Annotated in this window: 13 protein-coding genes; all 13 read right to left on the bottom strand. The window is 54.8% G+C overall.

Features of this window, described 5'->3' with window-relative positions:
- Positions 1 to 36: 36 nt before the first annotated feature.
- The 13 genes from EGO56_RS07885 to otsB all read right to left on the bottom strand — a co-directional run bounded on the left by EGO56_RS07885 (position 37) and on the right by otsB (position 16,054).
- The gene (locus tag EGO56_RS07885) at positions 37 to 1,086 is read right to left on the bottom strand and encodes a protein-glutamate methylesterase/protein-glutamine glutaminase (protein ID WP_033783339.1); all 1,050 of its coding nucleotides are present in this window, start codon (positions 1,084 to 1,086) and stop codon (positions 37 to 39) included.
- Positions 1,086 to 1,958, bottom strand: a complete 873-nt coding sequence (gene cheR, locus EGO56_RS07880; RefSeq protein WP_013358226.1) for a protein-glutamate O-methyltransferase CheR — start codon at positions 1,956 to 1,958, stop codon at positions 1,086 to 1,088. The genes EGO56_RS07885 and cheR overlap by 1 nt, the downstream gene beginning before the upstream one ends.
- Positions 1,959 to 2,038: 80 nt before the next feature.
- On the bottom strand, positions 2,039 to 3,715 hold the full coding sequence (locus EGO56_RS07875; RefSeq protein WP_033732948.1) for a methyl-accepting chemotaxis protein: 1,677 nt from the start codon (positions 3,713 to 3,715) through the stop codon (positions 2,039 to 2,041).
- 105 nt (positions 3,716 to 3,820) lie between these two features.
- Positions 3,821 to 5,383 carry a methyl-accepting chemotaxis protein gene (locus tag EGO56_RS07870; protein WP_135908367.1) on the bottom strand — a complete coding sequence of 521 codons (1,563 nt, stop codon included), beginning with the start codon at positions 5,381 to 5,383 and terminating at the stop codon, positions 3,821 to 3,823.
- A 193-nt stretch (positions 5,384 to 5,576) separates the two neighbouring features.
- The gene (locus tag EGO56_RS07865; RefSeq protein WP_135908365.1) at positions 5,577 to 7,247 is read right to left on the bottom strand and encodes a methyl-accepting chemotaxis protein; all 1,671 of its coding nucleotides are present in this window, start codon (positions 7,245 to 7,247) and stop codon (positions 5,577 to 5,579) included.
- Between the two features lie 165 nt (positions 7,248 to 7,412).
- Positions 7,413 to 7,910, bottom strand: a complete 498-nt coding sequence (gene cheW / locus EGO56_RS07860) for a chemotaxis protein CheW (protein WP_013358230.1) — start codon at positions 7,908 to 7,910, stop codon at positions 7,413 to 7,415.
- A gap of 23 nt (positions 7,911 to 7,933) precedes the next feature.
- Positions 7,934 to 9,916, bottom strand: a complete 1,983-nt coding sequence (gene cheA / locus EGO56_RS07855) for a chemotaxis protein CheA (protein ID WP_185948883.1) — start codon at positions 9,914 to 9,916, stop codon at positions 7,934 to 7,936.
- Positions 9,917 to 9,927: 11 nt separating this feature from the next.
- Complete coding sequence (motB, locus tag EGO56_RS07850; RefSeq protein ID WP_135908364.1) at positions 9,928 to 10,869, bottom strand: flagellar motor protein MotB; 942 nt, start codon at positions 10,867 to 10,869, stop codon at positions 9,928 to 9,930.
- Positions 10,866 to 11,753 carry a flagellar motor stator protein MotA gene (motA, locus tag EGO56_RS07845; protein WP_003849139.1) on the bottom strand — a complete coding sequence of 296 codons (888 nt, stop codon included), beginning with the start codon at positions 11,751 to 11,753 and terminating at the stop codon, positions 10,866 to 10,868. The genes motB and motA overlap by 4 nt, the downstream gene beginning before the upstream one ends.
- A gap of 133 nt (positions 11,754 to 11,886) precedes the next feature.
- Positions 11,887 to 12,465 carry a flagellar transcriptional regulator FlhC gene (gene flhC / locus EGO56_RS07840; RefSeq protein ID WP_033732951.1) on the bottom strand — a complete coding sequence of 193 codons (579 nt, stop codon included), beginning with the start codon at positions 12,463 to 12,465 and terminating at the stop codon, positions 11,887 to 11,889.
- Positions 12,462 to 12,815, bottom strand: a complete 354-nt coding sequence (flhD, locus tag EGO56_RS07835; protein ID WP_033732952.1) for a flagellar transcriptional regulator FlhD — start codon at positions 12,813 to 12,815, stop codon at positions 12,462 to 12,464. Before flhD ends, flhC begins: the two co-directional genes overlap by 4 nt.
- A 1,017-nt stretch (positions 12,816 to 13,832) precedes the next feature.
- Positions 13,833 to 15,269 carry an alpha,alpha-trehalose-phosphate synthase gene (gene otsA, locus EGO56_RS07830; RefSeq protein ID WP_013358235.1) on the bottom strand — a complete coding sequence of 479 codons (1,437 nt, stop codon included), beginning with the start codon at positions 15,267 to 15,269 and terminating at the stop codon, positions 13,833 to 13,835.
- Positions 15,266 to 16,054, bottom strand: a complete 789-nt coding sequence (gene otsB / locus EGO56_RS07825) for a trehalose-phosphatase (protein ID WP_135908362.1) — start codon at positions 16,052 to 16,054, stop codon at positions 15,266 to 15,268. Before otsB ends, otsA begins: the two co-directional genes overlap by 4 nt.
- Positions 16,055 to 16,111 lie beyond the last annotated feature (57 nt).

Raw genomic sequence — 16,111 nt, 5'->3', positions numbered from 1 at the left:
TACTCCTGAGTTGTCTCGCCCGGCGGGACGGGCCTGTTAAATACGCAATGCCTGTCCGGCGCTAATTTTCGCCAGCATATGCTGGCTGATGTTGCTTAAATCCACGACTTCGCTCACGCCGCCTGTGGCAATAGCCTCACGCGGCATGCCAAATACCACACAGCTGGCTTCGTTCTGGGCGATAGTCCAGGCACCTGCCCGGTGCATTTCCAGCATCCCGGCGGCACCGTCGTTGCCCATGCCGGTAAGGATGACCCCCACCGCATTTCGTCCGGCGTACGTTGCCACCGATTTGAACAGCACATCCACAGAGGGTTTGTGCCGGTTAACCGGTGGACCTTCATTCAGTTTCACCACATAGTTGGCACCGCTTCGGGCCAGCTCCATGTGCATTGCGCCTGGCGCGATATAAGCGTGCCCTGGCAGAATACGCTCACCGTCTTCGGCCTCTTTCACCGTGATCTGACACAGCTTGTTCAGACGCTCGGCAAAAGAGCGGGTAAAGCCTGGCGGCATATGCTGGGTAATCAGCAACGCCGGGCTGGTCGCCGGTAACGGCTGCAGCACGTGGCGAATCGCCTCGGTGCCGCCGGTAGAGGAGCCAATCGCAATCAGCTTCTCACTACTCAGCAGTGGCCCCGCTTTCAGCGTCGCCGGCACCGGCATCGCAGCACGGTTGTGCAGTCGGGCCCGGGCCGCCGCGCGGATTTTGTCGCCAATCATCTGGCTGTAGGCCAGCATGCCTTCGCGGATGCCGAGCTGGGGTTTGGTGACGAAATCCACCGCCCCCAGTTCCAGCGCCCGCAGAGTGATTTCGGAGCCTTTCCCGGTCAGCGATGAAACCATCACCACCGGCATTGGCCGTAACCGCATGAGTTTCTCCAGGAAATCGAGGCCATCCATGCGCGGCATTTCCACATCCAGCGTCAGCACCTGCGGATTGAACTGCTTGATCAAATCGCGGGCGACCAGCGGATCGGGCGCGGTAGCGACCATCTCCATATCCGGATGGCTGTTGATGATCTCGGTCATCAACTGCCGCATCAGCGCAGAGTCATCTACGCACATCACGGTGATTTTGCTCATCATCTTTCCTTCGTCAGTCCATAGACGGTTTGTCCGCGCAGCCAGAACTCTTTACTGATCTGACTGAAGTTTTCTGAGTGTCCGGCGAACAGGATGCCGCCCGGCTTCAGCAGCGGGACAAACCGACGCAGAATCTTCTCCTGCGTCTCTTTATCGAAATAGATCATCACATTGCGACAGAAAATAGCGTCGAACTGACCCGGCAGCGCCCAGTCGTTGGCCAGCAGGTTAAGCTGTGCATAGGTGACGAGGTTGGTCAGCTCGGGACGCGCCCGCACCATTCCGGCGTGCGGACCGGTGCCGCGCAGGAAGAAACGCTGCATTTGCGCCGGTGACAGCGTGCGCAGCTCCTCCTGGCGATAAACACCTGACACCGCTTTTTCCAGCACCTGCGTGTCGATATCGCTGGCATGGACCTGGAACTTACCTGGCCCGGTACCCAGCGTTTCCGCCAGCGTCATGGCGATGGAATAAGGCTCTTCGCCGGTTGACGCTGCGGTACTCCAGACGCTGAAGTTGCCCTGGCGCTTACGTGCATGCTCCGCCAGAATCGGGAAGTGATGCGCTTCGCGGAAGAACGCGGTCAGGTTGGTGGTCAGGGCGTTGATAAACGCCTGCCATTCGGCACTGTTCGGATCGGACTCCAGCAGCGCCAGGTAACGACCGAAATCATCGATATTCAGCGTGCGCAGGCGACGAACCAGACGGTTATAAACCATCTCACGCTTGTGATCGGCCAGTACGATACCGGCACGCTGATAGATCAGCTGGCTGATACGGCGAAAATGCGTATCGGAGAGCGGTAAACGCTGCACCATCTGCGACAGCAGCGTTGTCGTCTCATTTTGATCTAAAATCGTCGATTTTTTCATCTCTGCACCTGGCCCGAACTGAATACATTAACTGTCTGCTGCGATGCCCGGCGGCTCAATGGCGGCCGGGCCACGGGCGATTAAAAGGTTTCCCAGTTGTCGTCGCTGCGTACCGCAGACGAACGACCAACGGCTAACGGTGCATCTGACTGGAGCGTTTTTGTCGCCGTTGTCTTGTTAACGGCCTGCGCGACAAATTCTTTACCAATATTGAACACTGATACCGCTTGTTTTAAGTGACTTGCCTGATCTTCGAGCGCTGCAGCCGCTGCCGCTGACTCTTCAACCAGTGAGGCGTTCTGCTGCGTGACGCGATCCATCTCGGTCACGGCAAGGCCCACCTGGTCAATGCCACGGCTCTGTTCGTCTGACGCAGAGGCAATCTCGCCCATGATGTCGGTGACGCGTGTGACGGCGCTGACGATGTTGCTCATGGTGTCACCGGCGCTCTCTACCAGCACCGAGCCGGTATTAACGCGGCTTACGGAATCCTCAATAAGACCCTTGATCTCTTTGGCGGCCTGGGCGCTGCGCTGCGCCAGACTGCGTACTTCACCCGCCACGACGGCAAAGCCGCGCCCCTGCTCACCGGCCCGTGCGGCTTCAACCGCCGCATTCAGTGCCAGGATGTTGGTCTGGAAGGCAATGCCGTCAATCACGCTGGTAATATCGGCAATCTTCTTGGAGCTGCCTGCAATCTCTTTCATGGTGGTGACCACGCCATCCACCACTTTGCCGCCCTGCTGCGCGGTTTCCGAGGCGGTCAGCGCCAGCTTCGACGCCTGACGGGCGTTTTCGGCATTCTGCTTCACGGTCGCAGTGAGCTGCTCCATGCTGGCAGCGGTCTGCTCCAGCGAGGCAGCCTGCTGTTCGGTACGCGAAGAGAGATCGTTATTGCCGATGGAGATTTCGCTGGCACCGGTATAGATGGCATCTGAGCCGTCACGCACGGTGCGGACGGTGCGCGCCAGCTCCTGCTGCATATGCTGCAGTGACGTCAGTAACTCACCAATTTCGTTGCGTACGGTAATCTCAACCGGCTGGGTCAGATCGCCGCGTGCGATGTGCTGGATGTGCTCAATGCTCTGACGCAGAGGACGGATCAGCACTGAACGCATCACGTTCCACACCAGGATAATCATCAGCAACGTCACGGCCAGCGTGGCGATGACGATAGTGATGGAGCGGCTGTAAGCCTGCTGGTTGGCTTCCACGCCCTGCTGTGACAGGGCTTTGTTGTTCTCAAGCCAGGCGCTGTAATCTTTCTGGAACTTGTCCTGGAAACTCTGCGTTGGCTGATCCACAAACCCTTTGAAGTTGCCGGTGGTGAAGAACACCATCAGTTCTGCCAGCGCATCGTGATAGGCCTTATAATTCGCCTGCAACGCCACGACGTTTTCAGCCGTTTTGCCCTGTTCTGACAGGTTATCGTTGAAAATCTGATAGTTGACTTCAGCCTGTTTCAGCTCTTCGCCCGCCAGTGCGACCAGCTCTTTTACGCTGGCGCCCGATCCCGACATCTGCGCATCCTGCAGAAAACGGATACCGGCGCGGTTAAGGGTGTTACGCGCCTGAACCAGCGAAACCCATGAGGTGCCCATCGCCTGTTGCAACGTATTCAGACGCTGGTTGTAGGCAAAATTCTCTTTATCTGAACTGACAGTTTTGAAAAACATTCCGCCGGAAAACAGCTGCAGCAGCGCAAACAGCGCCAGCACACATAGCAGGCCGGAAACAACGCGTACTCGACTAAACATAAACACCTCATTGGTTGGCGATTCGTGTTTATTTATCGGCGGCGTCGGGGGGAACTTTATGCGTGGCAACGGCTTTAAACCGCCGCCACGCTGAAAGGCAGAAAATCAGGCGCGGGAAATTTTGAAAACCGAGACGGCTTGGGTGAGGACGCTGGCCTGCTGCTCCAGTGCGGCGGCGGCGGCGGCAGACTCCTCCACCAGCGAGGCGTTCTGCTGGGTCACGCGATCCATTTCCGTAACGGCCAGACCGACCTGCTCAATACCGCGGCTCTGCTCGTCTGATGCAGAAGCGATCTCGCCCATGATATCGGTCACGCGGGTCACGGCACCCACAATCTCATTCATGGTGCTGCCGGCGCTTTCAACCTGCAGTGAACCGCTGTTGACGCGCGACACCGAGTCCTCAATCAGGCCTTTGATCTCTTTGGCGGCCTGAGCACTGCGCTGTGCCAGGCTGCGCACTTCACCGGCCACTACCGCAAAACCGCGACCCTGTTCACCGGCACGCGCCGCTTCAACCGCGGCATTCAGCGCCAGGATGTTGGTCTGGAAGGCGATACCGTCGATCACGCTGATGATGTCTGCGATCTTCTTCGAGCTGCCCGCAATCTCTTTCATGGTCGTCACCACGCCATTCACCACTTTGCCGCCCTGCTGCGCGGTTTCAGAGGCAGTCAGCGCCAGCTGCGAGGCCTGACGGGCGTTGTCAGCATTCTGTTTCACCGTGGCGGTGAGCTGCTCCATGCTGGCTGCAGTCTGCTCCAGCGAGGCCGCCTGTTCTTCGGTGCGGGCTGACAGGTCGTTATTACCGGCGGCGATTTCGCTGGCACCAGTGAAGATGGCATCTGAGCCGTCACGCACATTACCGACCGTCATCACCAGCGATTGCTGCATCTCATGGATACCAGCAGCCAGCTGGCTCATCTCATTACGTCCTTCAACCACAATCGGCTGGGTCAAATCGCCGGAGGCGATAGCGCGAATCTGGGTCAGAAGGTGTTGCAGCGGCTGAATCAGAACCTGACGCAGGCCAAACCAGCAGGCCAGGATCACCACGATGACCGCGACGCCAATGGTGCCCAGCAGCCACATCATCTGAGTAAAGGCTTTATGGTTCTGTGCGATACCCTGATCGGATAGCTCGGTCTGACGTGCACGCCACTCACCGTAGCTGCTCTGCATCGCGACCTGTTTCTGTTCAATATTCTGTTTAAACATCCCTTCCAGATCGCGGGCCTGCAGGCTGGCGACCATGCCTTTCAGCCCTTTTTCATATTGCGCGTAATCCGCTTCGAGTTTGTCACGCAGTGCCACTTCAAGCCCCGGCGTGGCGGGCAGATCGTAATAGATTTTAAAGTGACGGTCGGCCTCTGCCAGCCTGGCGTTGGCGCTGTTCATCAGATCGTCGAGCTGACCGCCATTCATCTGCGAGGCCATGCTGGTCTGTAAGCGCAGCATGGCGCGGTTCAGCACGGTACGGCTGTTGTTCAGGGCGATATAGGCATCTGTCATCGACGTGACGTTGCGATTAGAAATCTGCGACAGCGCAAACGCCTCTTTATCATTATTCAGCGCCGACCAGAAAAGGCTGCCAGAAATCAGCTGAAGCGCGCCAAAGATAACCAGTACGGCGATTAAACTGGTGACCACTTTTATTTTTTTTAACATCTCGTTCCCCTGCAGGTTGATTAAGGTGCAGCGGCTATATCGGCGGGTTTTTGTGATTAATTAACGCTTTTCGACGCTTTCAGGAGAGTTGTGGCTTTTGTAATTATTTTTATCAGCATGCGTTGCGGAGTTTGGCTTTACGCAGAGGAATAAAGGGGGTTGCTGCGCATCCCCCAGGATGCGCAGCTTTACATCAGAAGGTTTCCCAGTTTGTATCATTCACCGGGGTCGTCAGGGCTTTGCACGGTGCCAGCGCCTTTGTTACGGTCGAAGCAATCGGCAGATGCTTTGTCAGCGTCGGCCTGGCTTCACGTTTGATTTTAAAGACCGAAACTGACTGGCTTAACCGGCTGGCCTGATCTTCCAGCGAAGCGGCCGCTGCCGCGGACTCTTCCACCAGCGAGGCGTTCTGCTGGGTGACGCGATCCATCTCGGTAACGGCCTGCCCGACCTGGTCGATACCGCGACTCTGCTCGTCCGACGCCGAGGCGATTTCGCCCATGATGTCGGTGACGCGCGTGACCGCACTGACGATATCGCTCATGGTTTCCCCGGCGGTGCCGACCAGCTGCGAACCCACGCTGACGCGGTTGACTGAATCATCAATCAGTCCTTTAATCTCTTTGGCGGCCTGGGCGCTGCGCTGTGCCAGACTACGCACTTCGCCCGCGACCACGGCAAAACCGCGACCCTGTTCACCGGCACGCGCCGCTTCAACGGCGGCGTTAAGCGCCAGAATATTGGTCTGGAACGCGATGCCATCAATCACGCTGGTGATATCGGCAATCTTCTTCGAACTGCCGGCGATTTCGCTCATGGTTTTCACCACGCCCGCTACGACGCTACCGCCTTTTTCTGCGGTTTCAGACGCGCTGAGTGCCAGCTGTGACGCCTGGCGGGCGTTCTCGGCGTTCTGTTTCACGGTGGCGGTGAGCTGCTCCATACTGGCCGCCGTCTGCTCCAGTGACGCCGCCTGCTGCTCTGTACGGGCGGACAGGTCATTGTTTCCGGCAGAGATTTCACTGGCACCGGTGAAGATCGCATCCGATCCTTCACGGACATTGGTCACGGTGCGGACCAGCGACTGCTGCATTTCATGCAGGCTGGCGGCGAGCTGCGTCATCTCGTTACGCCCTTCCACCGCGATCGGCTGGGTTAAATCACCCTGGGCGATATGCTGAATGTGATTAATGCTGCCATTCAGCGGCGTTATTACGATTTTGCGCAGGCCAAACCAGCAAAGCACAATCACCGCGACCACGGCAGCCATGATGGCAGAGAGGATCCACATCATTCGGGTATAGGCGTTACTGTTCTCAGCCACACCCAGTGTGGTCAGGCGACTCTGATCGGCGCGCCATTCGCGGTAAAGCGTCAGAAACGCACTCTGGCTCGGTGCCACCGGGGCTTTTGCGGCTGCGGCCATATCATTGACCTGTAGCGCACTCTGCAGGCTGTTCAGCGCGCCCGCATAATCATTGAAGCGCTGGTCAAGCTGATTGTTAAGCTGCTCATCCTGTCCTGGGGTATCTGGCGTATCTTTGAACGTCTTGTAGAAACCCGCTGCTGCCTGCTGGAAACGCTGACTATCCTCAAACAGACCGGCGATATCGGCCGTTTTACCTTCCAGTTTACTGGTGGCGATACGCAGCTGAACGCGGGTCAGCAGCACACGGCTCTGGTTGAGACTCATATAGGCGTCATTGAGCACCTGCGTGTTTTGCATCGCCAGCTGCGATACGGCGAAGCTCTGCTTGTCGTGGCTTAATGCGGAATAGAAAACTGAACCGGAGAAGGCCTGCAACAGCCCGAACACCAGCAACACCAGCAACAGGCTGGTGACCACACGGATTTTCGTTAACATGAGTAACCCTGAACAATGTAGGTGATTTAAAAGTGACAGTGAGATTATCGGCAGGTGACAGCAGGAAATTAGGGGGAGAAGCGATTTTAAATATATGAATATTAAGTAAATTATTACATGATGTAACAATCACGGGCCAGCCAGAGCCAGCCCGTGAGGAGGCTATTACGCGGTACGCAGGTTATCCACCAGCGCCATCTCGTCGCTGCTCAGCAGCTTCTCAATGTCGACCAGAATCAGCATGCGATCGCCCAGCGCACCCAGACCGGTCAGGTACTCGGTAGACATGGTTACCGCGAACTCCGGTGAAGGGCGAATCTGATCCTGGGTCAGTGACAGCACGTCAGAAACGCCATCGACCACGATACCGACCACGCGATTTTCCAGATTCAGCACGATGACCACGGTGTTGTCATTGTACTCAACGTCTGGCTGCGCAAACTTAACGCGCAGATCGATAATCGGCACGATTACGCCGCGCAGGTTCGTGACGCCGCGGATGAATTCAGGGGTATTCGCAATACGCGTTACCTGATCGTAACCGCGAATTTCCTGAACTTTGAGGATATCGATGCCGTACTCTTCGTCGCCCAGCGTGAAGACCAGAAACTCCTGACCCACAGTTTCGCCAGCAATTTTTGTCACGGTTGCCATTCCATTCATGTTATTTACCCTTTCGTTATCTGTCAGGCGGCAGCGCCGGCCACACGTTTTTCACGGTTAAGTGACTGCAGTGCTGATACATCAACAATCAGCGCTACGCTACCATCGCCAAGAATGGTCGCGGCGGAGATGCCCGGCACTTTGCGATAGTTACTTTCCAGGTTCTTCACCACCACCTGATGCTGACCAATCAGCTGATCAACCAGCAGCGCGTAACGTTTGCCCGCGCTCTGCAGGATCACCACGATGCCCTGCGTGGCCTCGGTTTTGGCACCCTGCACATCAAAGACGTTCCACAACTCGACCAGTGGCAGATATTCACCACGCACTTCCAGCACGCACTCGCCACCCGCCAGCGGTTTCAGCTCTTCGGCACGCGGTTGCAGTGATTCCATCACCGCATTCAGCGGCAGAATAAAGACTTCATCGGCGACGCGAACGGACATGCCATCAAGGATGGCCAGCGTCAGCGGCAGCAGGATACGAATAGTGGTGCCTTTGCCCTGCTTCGAGGCGATTTCAACGTGACCGCCCATCTCCTGAATATTTCGTTTCACCACGTCCATTCCGACGCCGCGTCCTGAAACATCCGTCACCTGCTCCGCGGTAGAGAAGCCCGGTGCGAAGATCAGCATGCCGACCTCTTCGTCGCTCATGTTCTCGTGAACCGGCAGGCCCGATGACAGGGCTTTAGCCAGAATACGTTCACGGTTCAGACCGGCACCATCATCTGACACTTCGATACAGATGTTGCCGCCCTGGTGTTCCGCAGAAAGCGTCAGGTTACCGGTTGCCACTTTACCGGCCACCAGACGTTTCTCTGGCGTTTCGATACCGTGGTCAAGACTGTTACGCACCAAGTGCGTTAACGGGTCGATGATGCGTTCGATCAGGCTCTTATCGAGTTCGGTTGAGCTGCCCAGCAGGGTCAGTTCGACCTCTTTGCCAAGTTTGCTCGCCAGGTCACGCACCAGGCGCGGGAAGCGGCTGAAGACATATTCCATTGGCATCATACGAATCGACATCACCGATTCCTGCAGGTCGCGGGCGTTACGCTCCAGCTGGCCCATGCTGTTCAGCAGGTCGCCGTGCGCCACCGGGTCGAGTTCACCGGAACGCTGGGCGAGCATCGACTGGGTAATCACCAGTTCACCGACCAGGTTGATCAGCTGATCGACCTTCTCGACCGCAACACGGATGCTGGTCGATTCGCTCGACTTGGCCGGTGCTGCGACGCGCTTACTTTCACGCTTCACCGCTGCGACAGGCAGTTCGGTAACGCTGGCGGTGTGAACCTCTTCTGCCACCGGTGCGGCTGCAACAGCAGCAGCGACCGGCGCGGCAACGGCTTCGTCAGCGGCCGGGAAGCGGATCTGCGCTTCGTCGATCACGAAGCAGAGCACCGCCACGATGTCATCTTTACCGACGCCATCAATGCAGACGTCCAGCGTGGTGCTGCCCTTCTGCACATTAGTCAGGGTGCCGAGATTGCTCATCTCTTCCAGCATCAGGTCGACTTCTTTCTCTTTGAGGTCGATCAGCTGTACACGCAGACCGCTGGCGCTGGCCGGTTCCGCGCTGGCAGTGGTTACCGTAGCCGGAACATCAACCGGCAGACCTTTGGCCTCGAGCGCCAGCTGGCGCAGTGCTTCACAGATATATTTGAAGCTCTCCGCGTTTGGCTCCTGCGCGGTTTTATAAGCATCGAGCTGTTCCTGCATAATATCTTTGGTTTCCAAAAACAGGTTGATGATGTCGGTGCTGAGCTGCATCTCGCCGCGACGAGCACCATCCAGAATGTTTTCCAGGATATGGGTCGTTTCCTGTAGTACCGTAAAACCAAAGGTTCCGGCCCCACCCTTAATGGAGTGAGCGGCACGGAAGATGGCGTTAAGCTGTTCCGAATCTGGCTCCTGCGGGTCAAGGCCCAACAGGTGTTGTTCCATATCCGCTAACAGCTCATCGGCTTCATCAAAAAACGTCTGGTAAAAATCGCTGATGTCCATACTCACGGGAATCACCTCGGCTGTGAGGGGGCTGCTGTATTCACCGCGCTGCCTGGTGTTGCAGGTGCGCGAATCTGTTCAATGGCCGCCGGATCGCTGATCTGGACGGCATCACTTTCTGCGTTCTCTTTTTCTATTGCTGCTTCAGTGTCATGGTTCAACACCAGCAGGCTGATGCGGCGGTTAACTGCGTCGTTACCGCCACGATTTTTCAGGCGCATGGTGTCGGCCATACCTAACACCCGTAAAACTTTGCCGCTATCCAGGCCGCCCATCACCAGTTCCCGGCGTGAAGCGTTAGCGCGGTCGGTAGAGAGTTCCCAGTTGCTGTAGCCCTTGTCACCGCCGGCATACTGAAAATCATCGGTATGTCCGGCCAGGCTGATACGGTTCGGAATGTCGTTAAGGATCGGCGCAATGGCACGCAGAATATCGCGCATATACGGCTCCACCTCGGCCCGACCGGTCTTAAACATCGGGCGATTCTGGCTGTCGATAATCTGAATACGCAGCCCCTCTTCCACCATGTTGATGATCAGATGCGGCCGCAGCGCTTTCAGACGCGGATCCGCTTCAATCATCTGGTCGAGCTTTTCACGCAGCCGGTTAAGGCGAATCTCATCCAGCTTGCGTTTCTGGGCGTCCATATCGACGACTTTGTTCACTTCGCCAATCTTTTTGGTCGGATCATCGCCGCCACCCGGGATCGGGCTGTCACTGTCACTGCTGCGTGCACCGCCTGTGATCGCAACTTTCAGCGGCGTTTTGAAGTAGTCTGCAATCTGCACCAGCTCCTGCGGGTTGGCGATCGACAGCAGCCACATCACCATAAAAAAGGCCATCATCGCCGTCATAAAGTCGGCGTAGGCAATCTTCCACGATCCGTGGCTGCCTTCATGGCCTTTATGTTTGCGCTTTTTGATCAGCACAATGGGGCGATTGCCGTGTTTCATGAAGCCTCGTCAGAAGTCTGTTTAGCCGGGTTCTTGGCGTTACGCACATGCTCTTCCAGTTCGCTGAACGACGGACGCTCAGCGGAATAGAGCGTCTTACGACCAAACTCCACCGCAATCTGCGGCGCGTAACCATTGAGGCTCGAGAGCAATGTCACTTTAATGCACTGCATCATCTTGGTGGTTTCCGCACATTTCTGACGCAGTACTGACGACAGTGGAGAGACAAACCCGTACGCCAGCAGGATGCCCAGGAAAGTTCCCACCATCGCATGCGCGACCAGCGCGCCCAGTTCAGCAGCCGGACGATCGGCCGAAGCCAGCGCATGCACCACGCCCATTACCGCGGCCACGATACCAAAGGCCGGAAGACCATCACCCACCGCAGCAATACTTTGCGCTGGTACGTCACACTCGTGTTCGTAGGTCTCAATCTCTTCATCCATCAACGCTTCGATTTCAAAGGCGTTCATGTTGCCGCTGACCATCAGGCGCAAGTAGTCAGTAATAAAATCGACTAACTGTTTATCGGCAAGGATGCGGGGATAATTAGCAAAAATTTCACTCTGGCTGGGATCTTCAATATCGCGTTCCAGCGATAACATCCCCTGCTGACGCGACTTCGCCATCAGGCGATAAAGCAGCGCCATCAAATCCATGTAAACCGCTTTGTTGTATTTGGAGCCGCGAAATAACTTAGGCAGCGCTTTCAGCGTTTTTTTAATCGACTTGCCATTGTTACCGACTAAAAAAGCACCGGCACCAGCACCGCCGATCATTAATAATTCGGCTGGCTGATAAAGTGCGCCCAGATGGCCACCTACCAGCGCATATCCGCCCAACACGGAGCCTAAAACAATCAGGTAACCTATAATTATCAGCACAAAAAAATCCTTACGTCCGTAACGTGTTGGTGGAAGTTAAGCCAGAGAGCCGCAGAGGTTATTCCTGAACCGCAAGCAAAAAAAAAGCAGCGGTATTAACCGCTGCTGGATGGCTTCCACAGTGCGAACAAACTTAAACGGCGTGTTTAACCTGTTCATCCAGCAGTTGTGGAAACATATCGGCAGGTTCTGCAGAAAGTTTACGTCTTTTTACGGCACGTGATGGTGGCTGGCACAGGCTGCAGGTAAAGCTGCCAACCGGCTGATGCGCATGATTAATAAAGCTGCCGTTGCAGCATTTGCAATCGGCCAGTTCCAGCATACCGCTATCAACGAATCGGACCAGGGTCCAGGCACGAGTCAGCGCCAACAGCGGGCCCTCGTCCGATTGAGGACACTGTTCAAGATACAGGCGGTAGGCTTTGATGACAGCATCGACGCCACTGCACAGGCCAGTTTTCAGTAAAAATTTCCAGGCGTTGCAGAACATAGAAGCATGGATGTTCTGCTCCCACGTCATAAACCAGTCCGTGGAGAACGGCAGCATGCCTTTTGGCGGCGGACTGCCACGTAATTCTTTATAGAGCTTGATCAGACGACCACGGCTCAGCTGAGTTTCACTCTCTAACATCTGCAAGCGCGCACCTAAAGTGATCAGCTCCATCGCGAGCTGAATATCACGTGCTTCCTGAACAATACTTTTCTCACTCATGACATTGCTCTCTTTTTAGCAGGCGCTTCATCTTTAGACGCATTACGCAGTAAACGGCTCGATAATAAAATGCCGGTGTGGATTTGTTGTAAATCATCCACGCGTGATTCCTGCGTCAGGCGATTAATGGTGCTGCTATCGGTAAAACGGAACTGGCAAACCAGTTGATTGGTTTCCGCCATTTTTACCATCTCAGGCAATGTTAATTCAGATAACGCGTTCGCCATTTTCTCGTCAATGCCGAGGCGAAACATTGCAGAAGCTTTATCCTGGTTAATTAAACGCTGCGCGAGCAGTAAATAAGACAAGTTGAGGTCATAAATATGTTTCAGTACTTCAGAGGTGCCCATTATTTTTCCATCCTGAGAGATGCGACGTAACTGTATCGCAGATTAAAATCTGCGGTTCGAGCTGCTGTTTGTTAAATCAAAAGATGGCAAAAAAAACTTCACATAATTTCAATGTCACTGTTTTTCGCCTTCTATTTTCGTGGGTTTCAGACCCACTGAAGGTCGAAAATCCATGCCATTCTATTTTCGAGTTCCGGACATCTTCCGTGACGCCTTCTTACATTTTTTAGGACTATTCCGAAAACAACGCAAATCTATATCGTCTGATTTCGACATACAACGACAGCCAGATGAAATTTTAGATAAAGTGTGATGTAGATCACACTTTTAACGCAAATTTCTTCAGCAACCCTTTACGATTGCTTACCGACTGGTCACTTTTTGAACAAAAAAGTGTGTTTTTAAGTCCAATTCGTCCTGAGAAAGGTTTAATAGGGGGTAAAAGCATCGCTATTCGACGCTTTAAGCAGTCCGGAATGATTATCGGGTGTTAATCGTTTTAACACCCTATTTAGAACCATCTAAATCAGGGTTGTCAGCATATTATGCTGGTAGGACAGGGCGTTATTTGCTGTTAAATTAGTTACTTAAGGGGAGTATCGCAGGGTGTGAGTAATGAAATCGTTAAGGTTTCTACGGCAGTAAGGGGGGCTTATGGCAACCTGGTGTTAACAGTGACAGCGGAATGTTCAGGCTCTGACACCCGATGTAACAAGGGGTTACATAAGAAAGACGAATGAATTAACGGTGGGTTATGCGTTGGCACTATCACTATCGGCAGTCTGAAGAAAAACTTTAGCAAAGTAGTTAAAGAAAGCGGCAGACAGCGGTATGACTGGGTTTTGGGGTTCTCTGCATATATCGGGCCACTCTGCGCTGCCACTGAGGACATCGGCACAAAATCGCCGCACAGCGTCATTAACAGATAGCGGGCGAGTTTTCTGTGAGCTGGGCCGAAAAAAAAGCAGCGATACCAGGGTGGTATCGCTGCTTCCATTATTGCGATATAGGCTCAGGTCAGGCGAGTTTCGGGAAGGTCGCTACCTTGTTCACGGTGCTGTGGTCAACACTGCGTGGGTCAATGCGCTCCAGGTCCTTCAGGAAGCTCTCACGCCAGGCGGTAATGTCGTTTTTGCGTAATACCGCCATCATGTCGTTGTAGCGTGAAATTCTTTCGGTGCGCGGCATGGTAATCGCCTTATCCAGCGCAGCAGCGACTTCATCGCGGTCATACGGATTCACTATCAGCGCTGAGGTCAGCTCGTTGGCGGCACCAGCAAAGCGCGACAGCACCAGTACACCCGGATCGTCCGGGTCCTGCGCAGCGACATACTCTTTCGCGACCAGATTCATGCCATCACGCAGCGGCGTCACCAGACCTACATCGGTCAGGCGGAAGATTTTCATCAGCAGGCGACGGTCAAAATGCTGGTTAAGGTAGTAAAGCGGGGTCCAGCCCAGCGTACCGTACTTACCGTTAATCCGTCCTGCTTCGGTCTCCAGCTGATGCCGGATATCCTGATAGGCCTGTACATCACCACGTGAGGTCGGTGCAATCTGCGAGTAACGGATTTTACCGCGATGCTGCGGGAAGTTTTCCAGCAGCGCTTCATAGGCAAGAAAGCGCTCTGGCAGCCCTTTGGAATAGTCGAGGCGTTCGCAGGCAATAATGTTGCGTGCATCGCCCAGCTCTTTCTTCATGGCTGCCATTTTCGGCGGCAGTGGCCCTTCGGCCATCTCTTTAATACTGTCTGGCTCGATCCCGATCGGATAGACCTCAGTCATAAAGGTGTTGCCAAAGGCGCGATGCTTTTTGTCGCCTTTATTCTGCAGTTGCGTAAGCTGACTGACGCTGTCCAGGAACGCCACCCGATCCGATTCAGTCTGGAAGCCAAGGAGGTCATATTCACACAGCATTTCCAGCAGCTCTTTGTGCGGAGGCAGTGCATTGAATATTTCTGGCGTCGGGAACGGAATATGCAGGAAGAAGCCGATGCGGTTATTAATACCGGCCCGACGCAGCGCTGCAGCAAAGGGTAAGAAGTGATAATCGTGGATCCAGACAATATCATCCGGTTTGATCAGCGGTTTTAAGCGCTGCGCCACCGCGTCATTAACTTCGCAATACCCTTCCCACGCTTCACGCTGGAACTGCACCAGATCGAGGCGATAATGGAAGGCGGGCCAGATAACCGTGTTCGAGAACTGGCAATAATAGAGATCGTAATCGTTCTGGCTCAGTGGGAAGGAAGCATACTCGATACCTTCATGTTCCTGCACGCTGACGTCTTCTACTTCTTCGCCGGTGAATTCGCTGATTTCACCGTTCCAGCCAAACCATAATCCACCGGTGCTTTTCAGTGCATCGAGAATGCCGACGGCCAGGCCGCCTGCACTCGTTTTAGACCCATCTGGCATGGCGACACGGTTAGATACAACCACTAAACGACTCATAACCTAAACTCCTTACCGACGTTGTCTTGCTCTAATAGTAATAATGTTCTTTCCAGCCAGCCATAAACGGCATCGACATCATTAAGCCGATAACCGGCCTGGCTTGACCCTTCGCCGACTTTAACTGAGACGCCCTGCCGTTCGTTGACGGCCAGGAAGCCCTTCTCATCCGTCAAATCGTCGCCAATAAAGACTGGCGTGCGTCCGGCAAAAGGGGGCTGCTGCATAAAGTCGCTGATTGCGGCACCTTTATCGATGCCTGCCGGTTTAATCTCAACCACGCATTTCCCTGGCTGAAGCGCCAGTCCCGGGAAACGCTTCACTGACTGTTCAGCCAGTCGCAACACATCCTGCTCATGCTGCATCGCCTGACGGTAGTGAAGTGCAAAGGCCATGCCTTTCACCTCAAGCTGAGTGCCAGGCCAGCATGCCATCGCATCCTGCAATTCCTTCCTGAGATTTTGTTCAACCTCAACAGGCAGGCTGATGCGCTGCACATGACCCTCTGCATCACGACGCTCAGCGCCATGCACGCCCGCCGCCGGGCCGTGCCACGGTGCAGCCAGCGCATCCAGTTGTTCGATGGGTCTGCCGGAGACCAGCGCCAGTGCGCCCTGAGACAGCGCAGAGAGCTGTTGAAGTTGTGCGATGACCTGCTCAGGAATAAATACCGCTTCGGGACGGGACTGTATCGCTGCCAGCGTACCGTCGACATCAAAAAAGAAGGCGTACTGCCCGCTGCTTAATGTCGGGTACCTGGCATGGGTGTCTGCCGCTTGGGTCACGTTACTTCTCCTGAAAATCAAATTTAATAAAACATTGAGTTAAAACAAGAATGTCCT

The sequence above is a fragment of the Pantoea vagans genome, assembly GCF_004792415.1.
Classification (GTDB): domain Bacteria; phylum Pseudomonadota; class Gammaproteobacteria; order Enterobacterales; family Enterobacteriaceae; genus Pantoea; species Pantoea vagans.
Note: the sequence above shows the minus strand (reverse complement) of the source record. Positions and strands in the feature narration are given on the sequence as shown.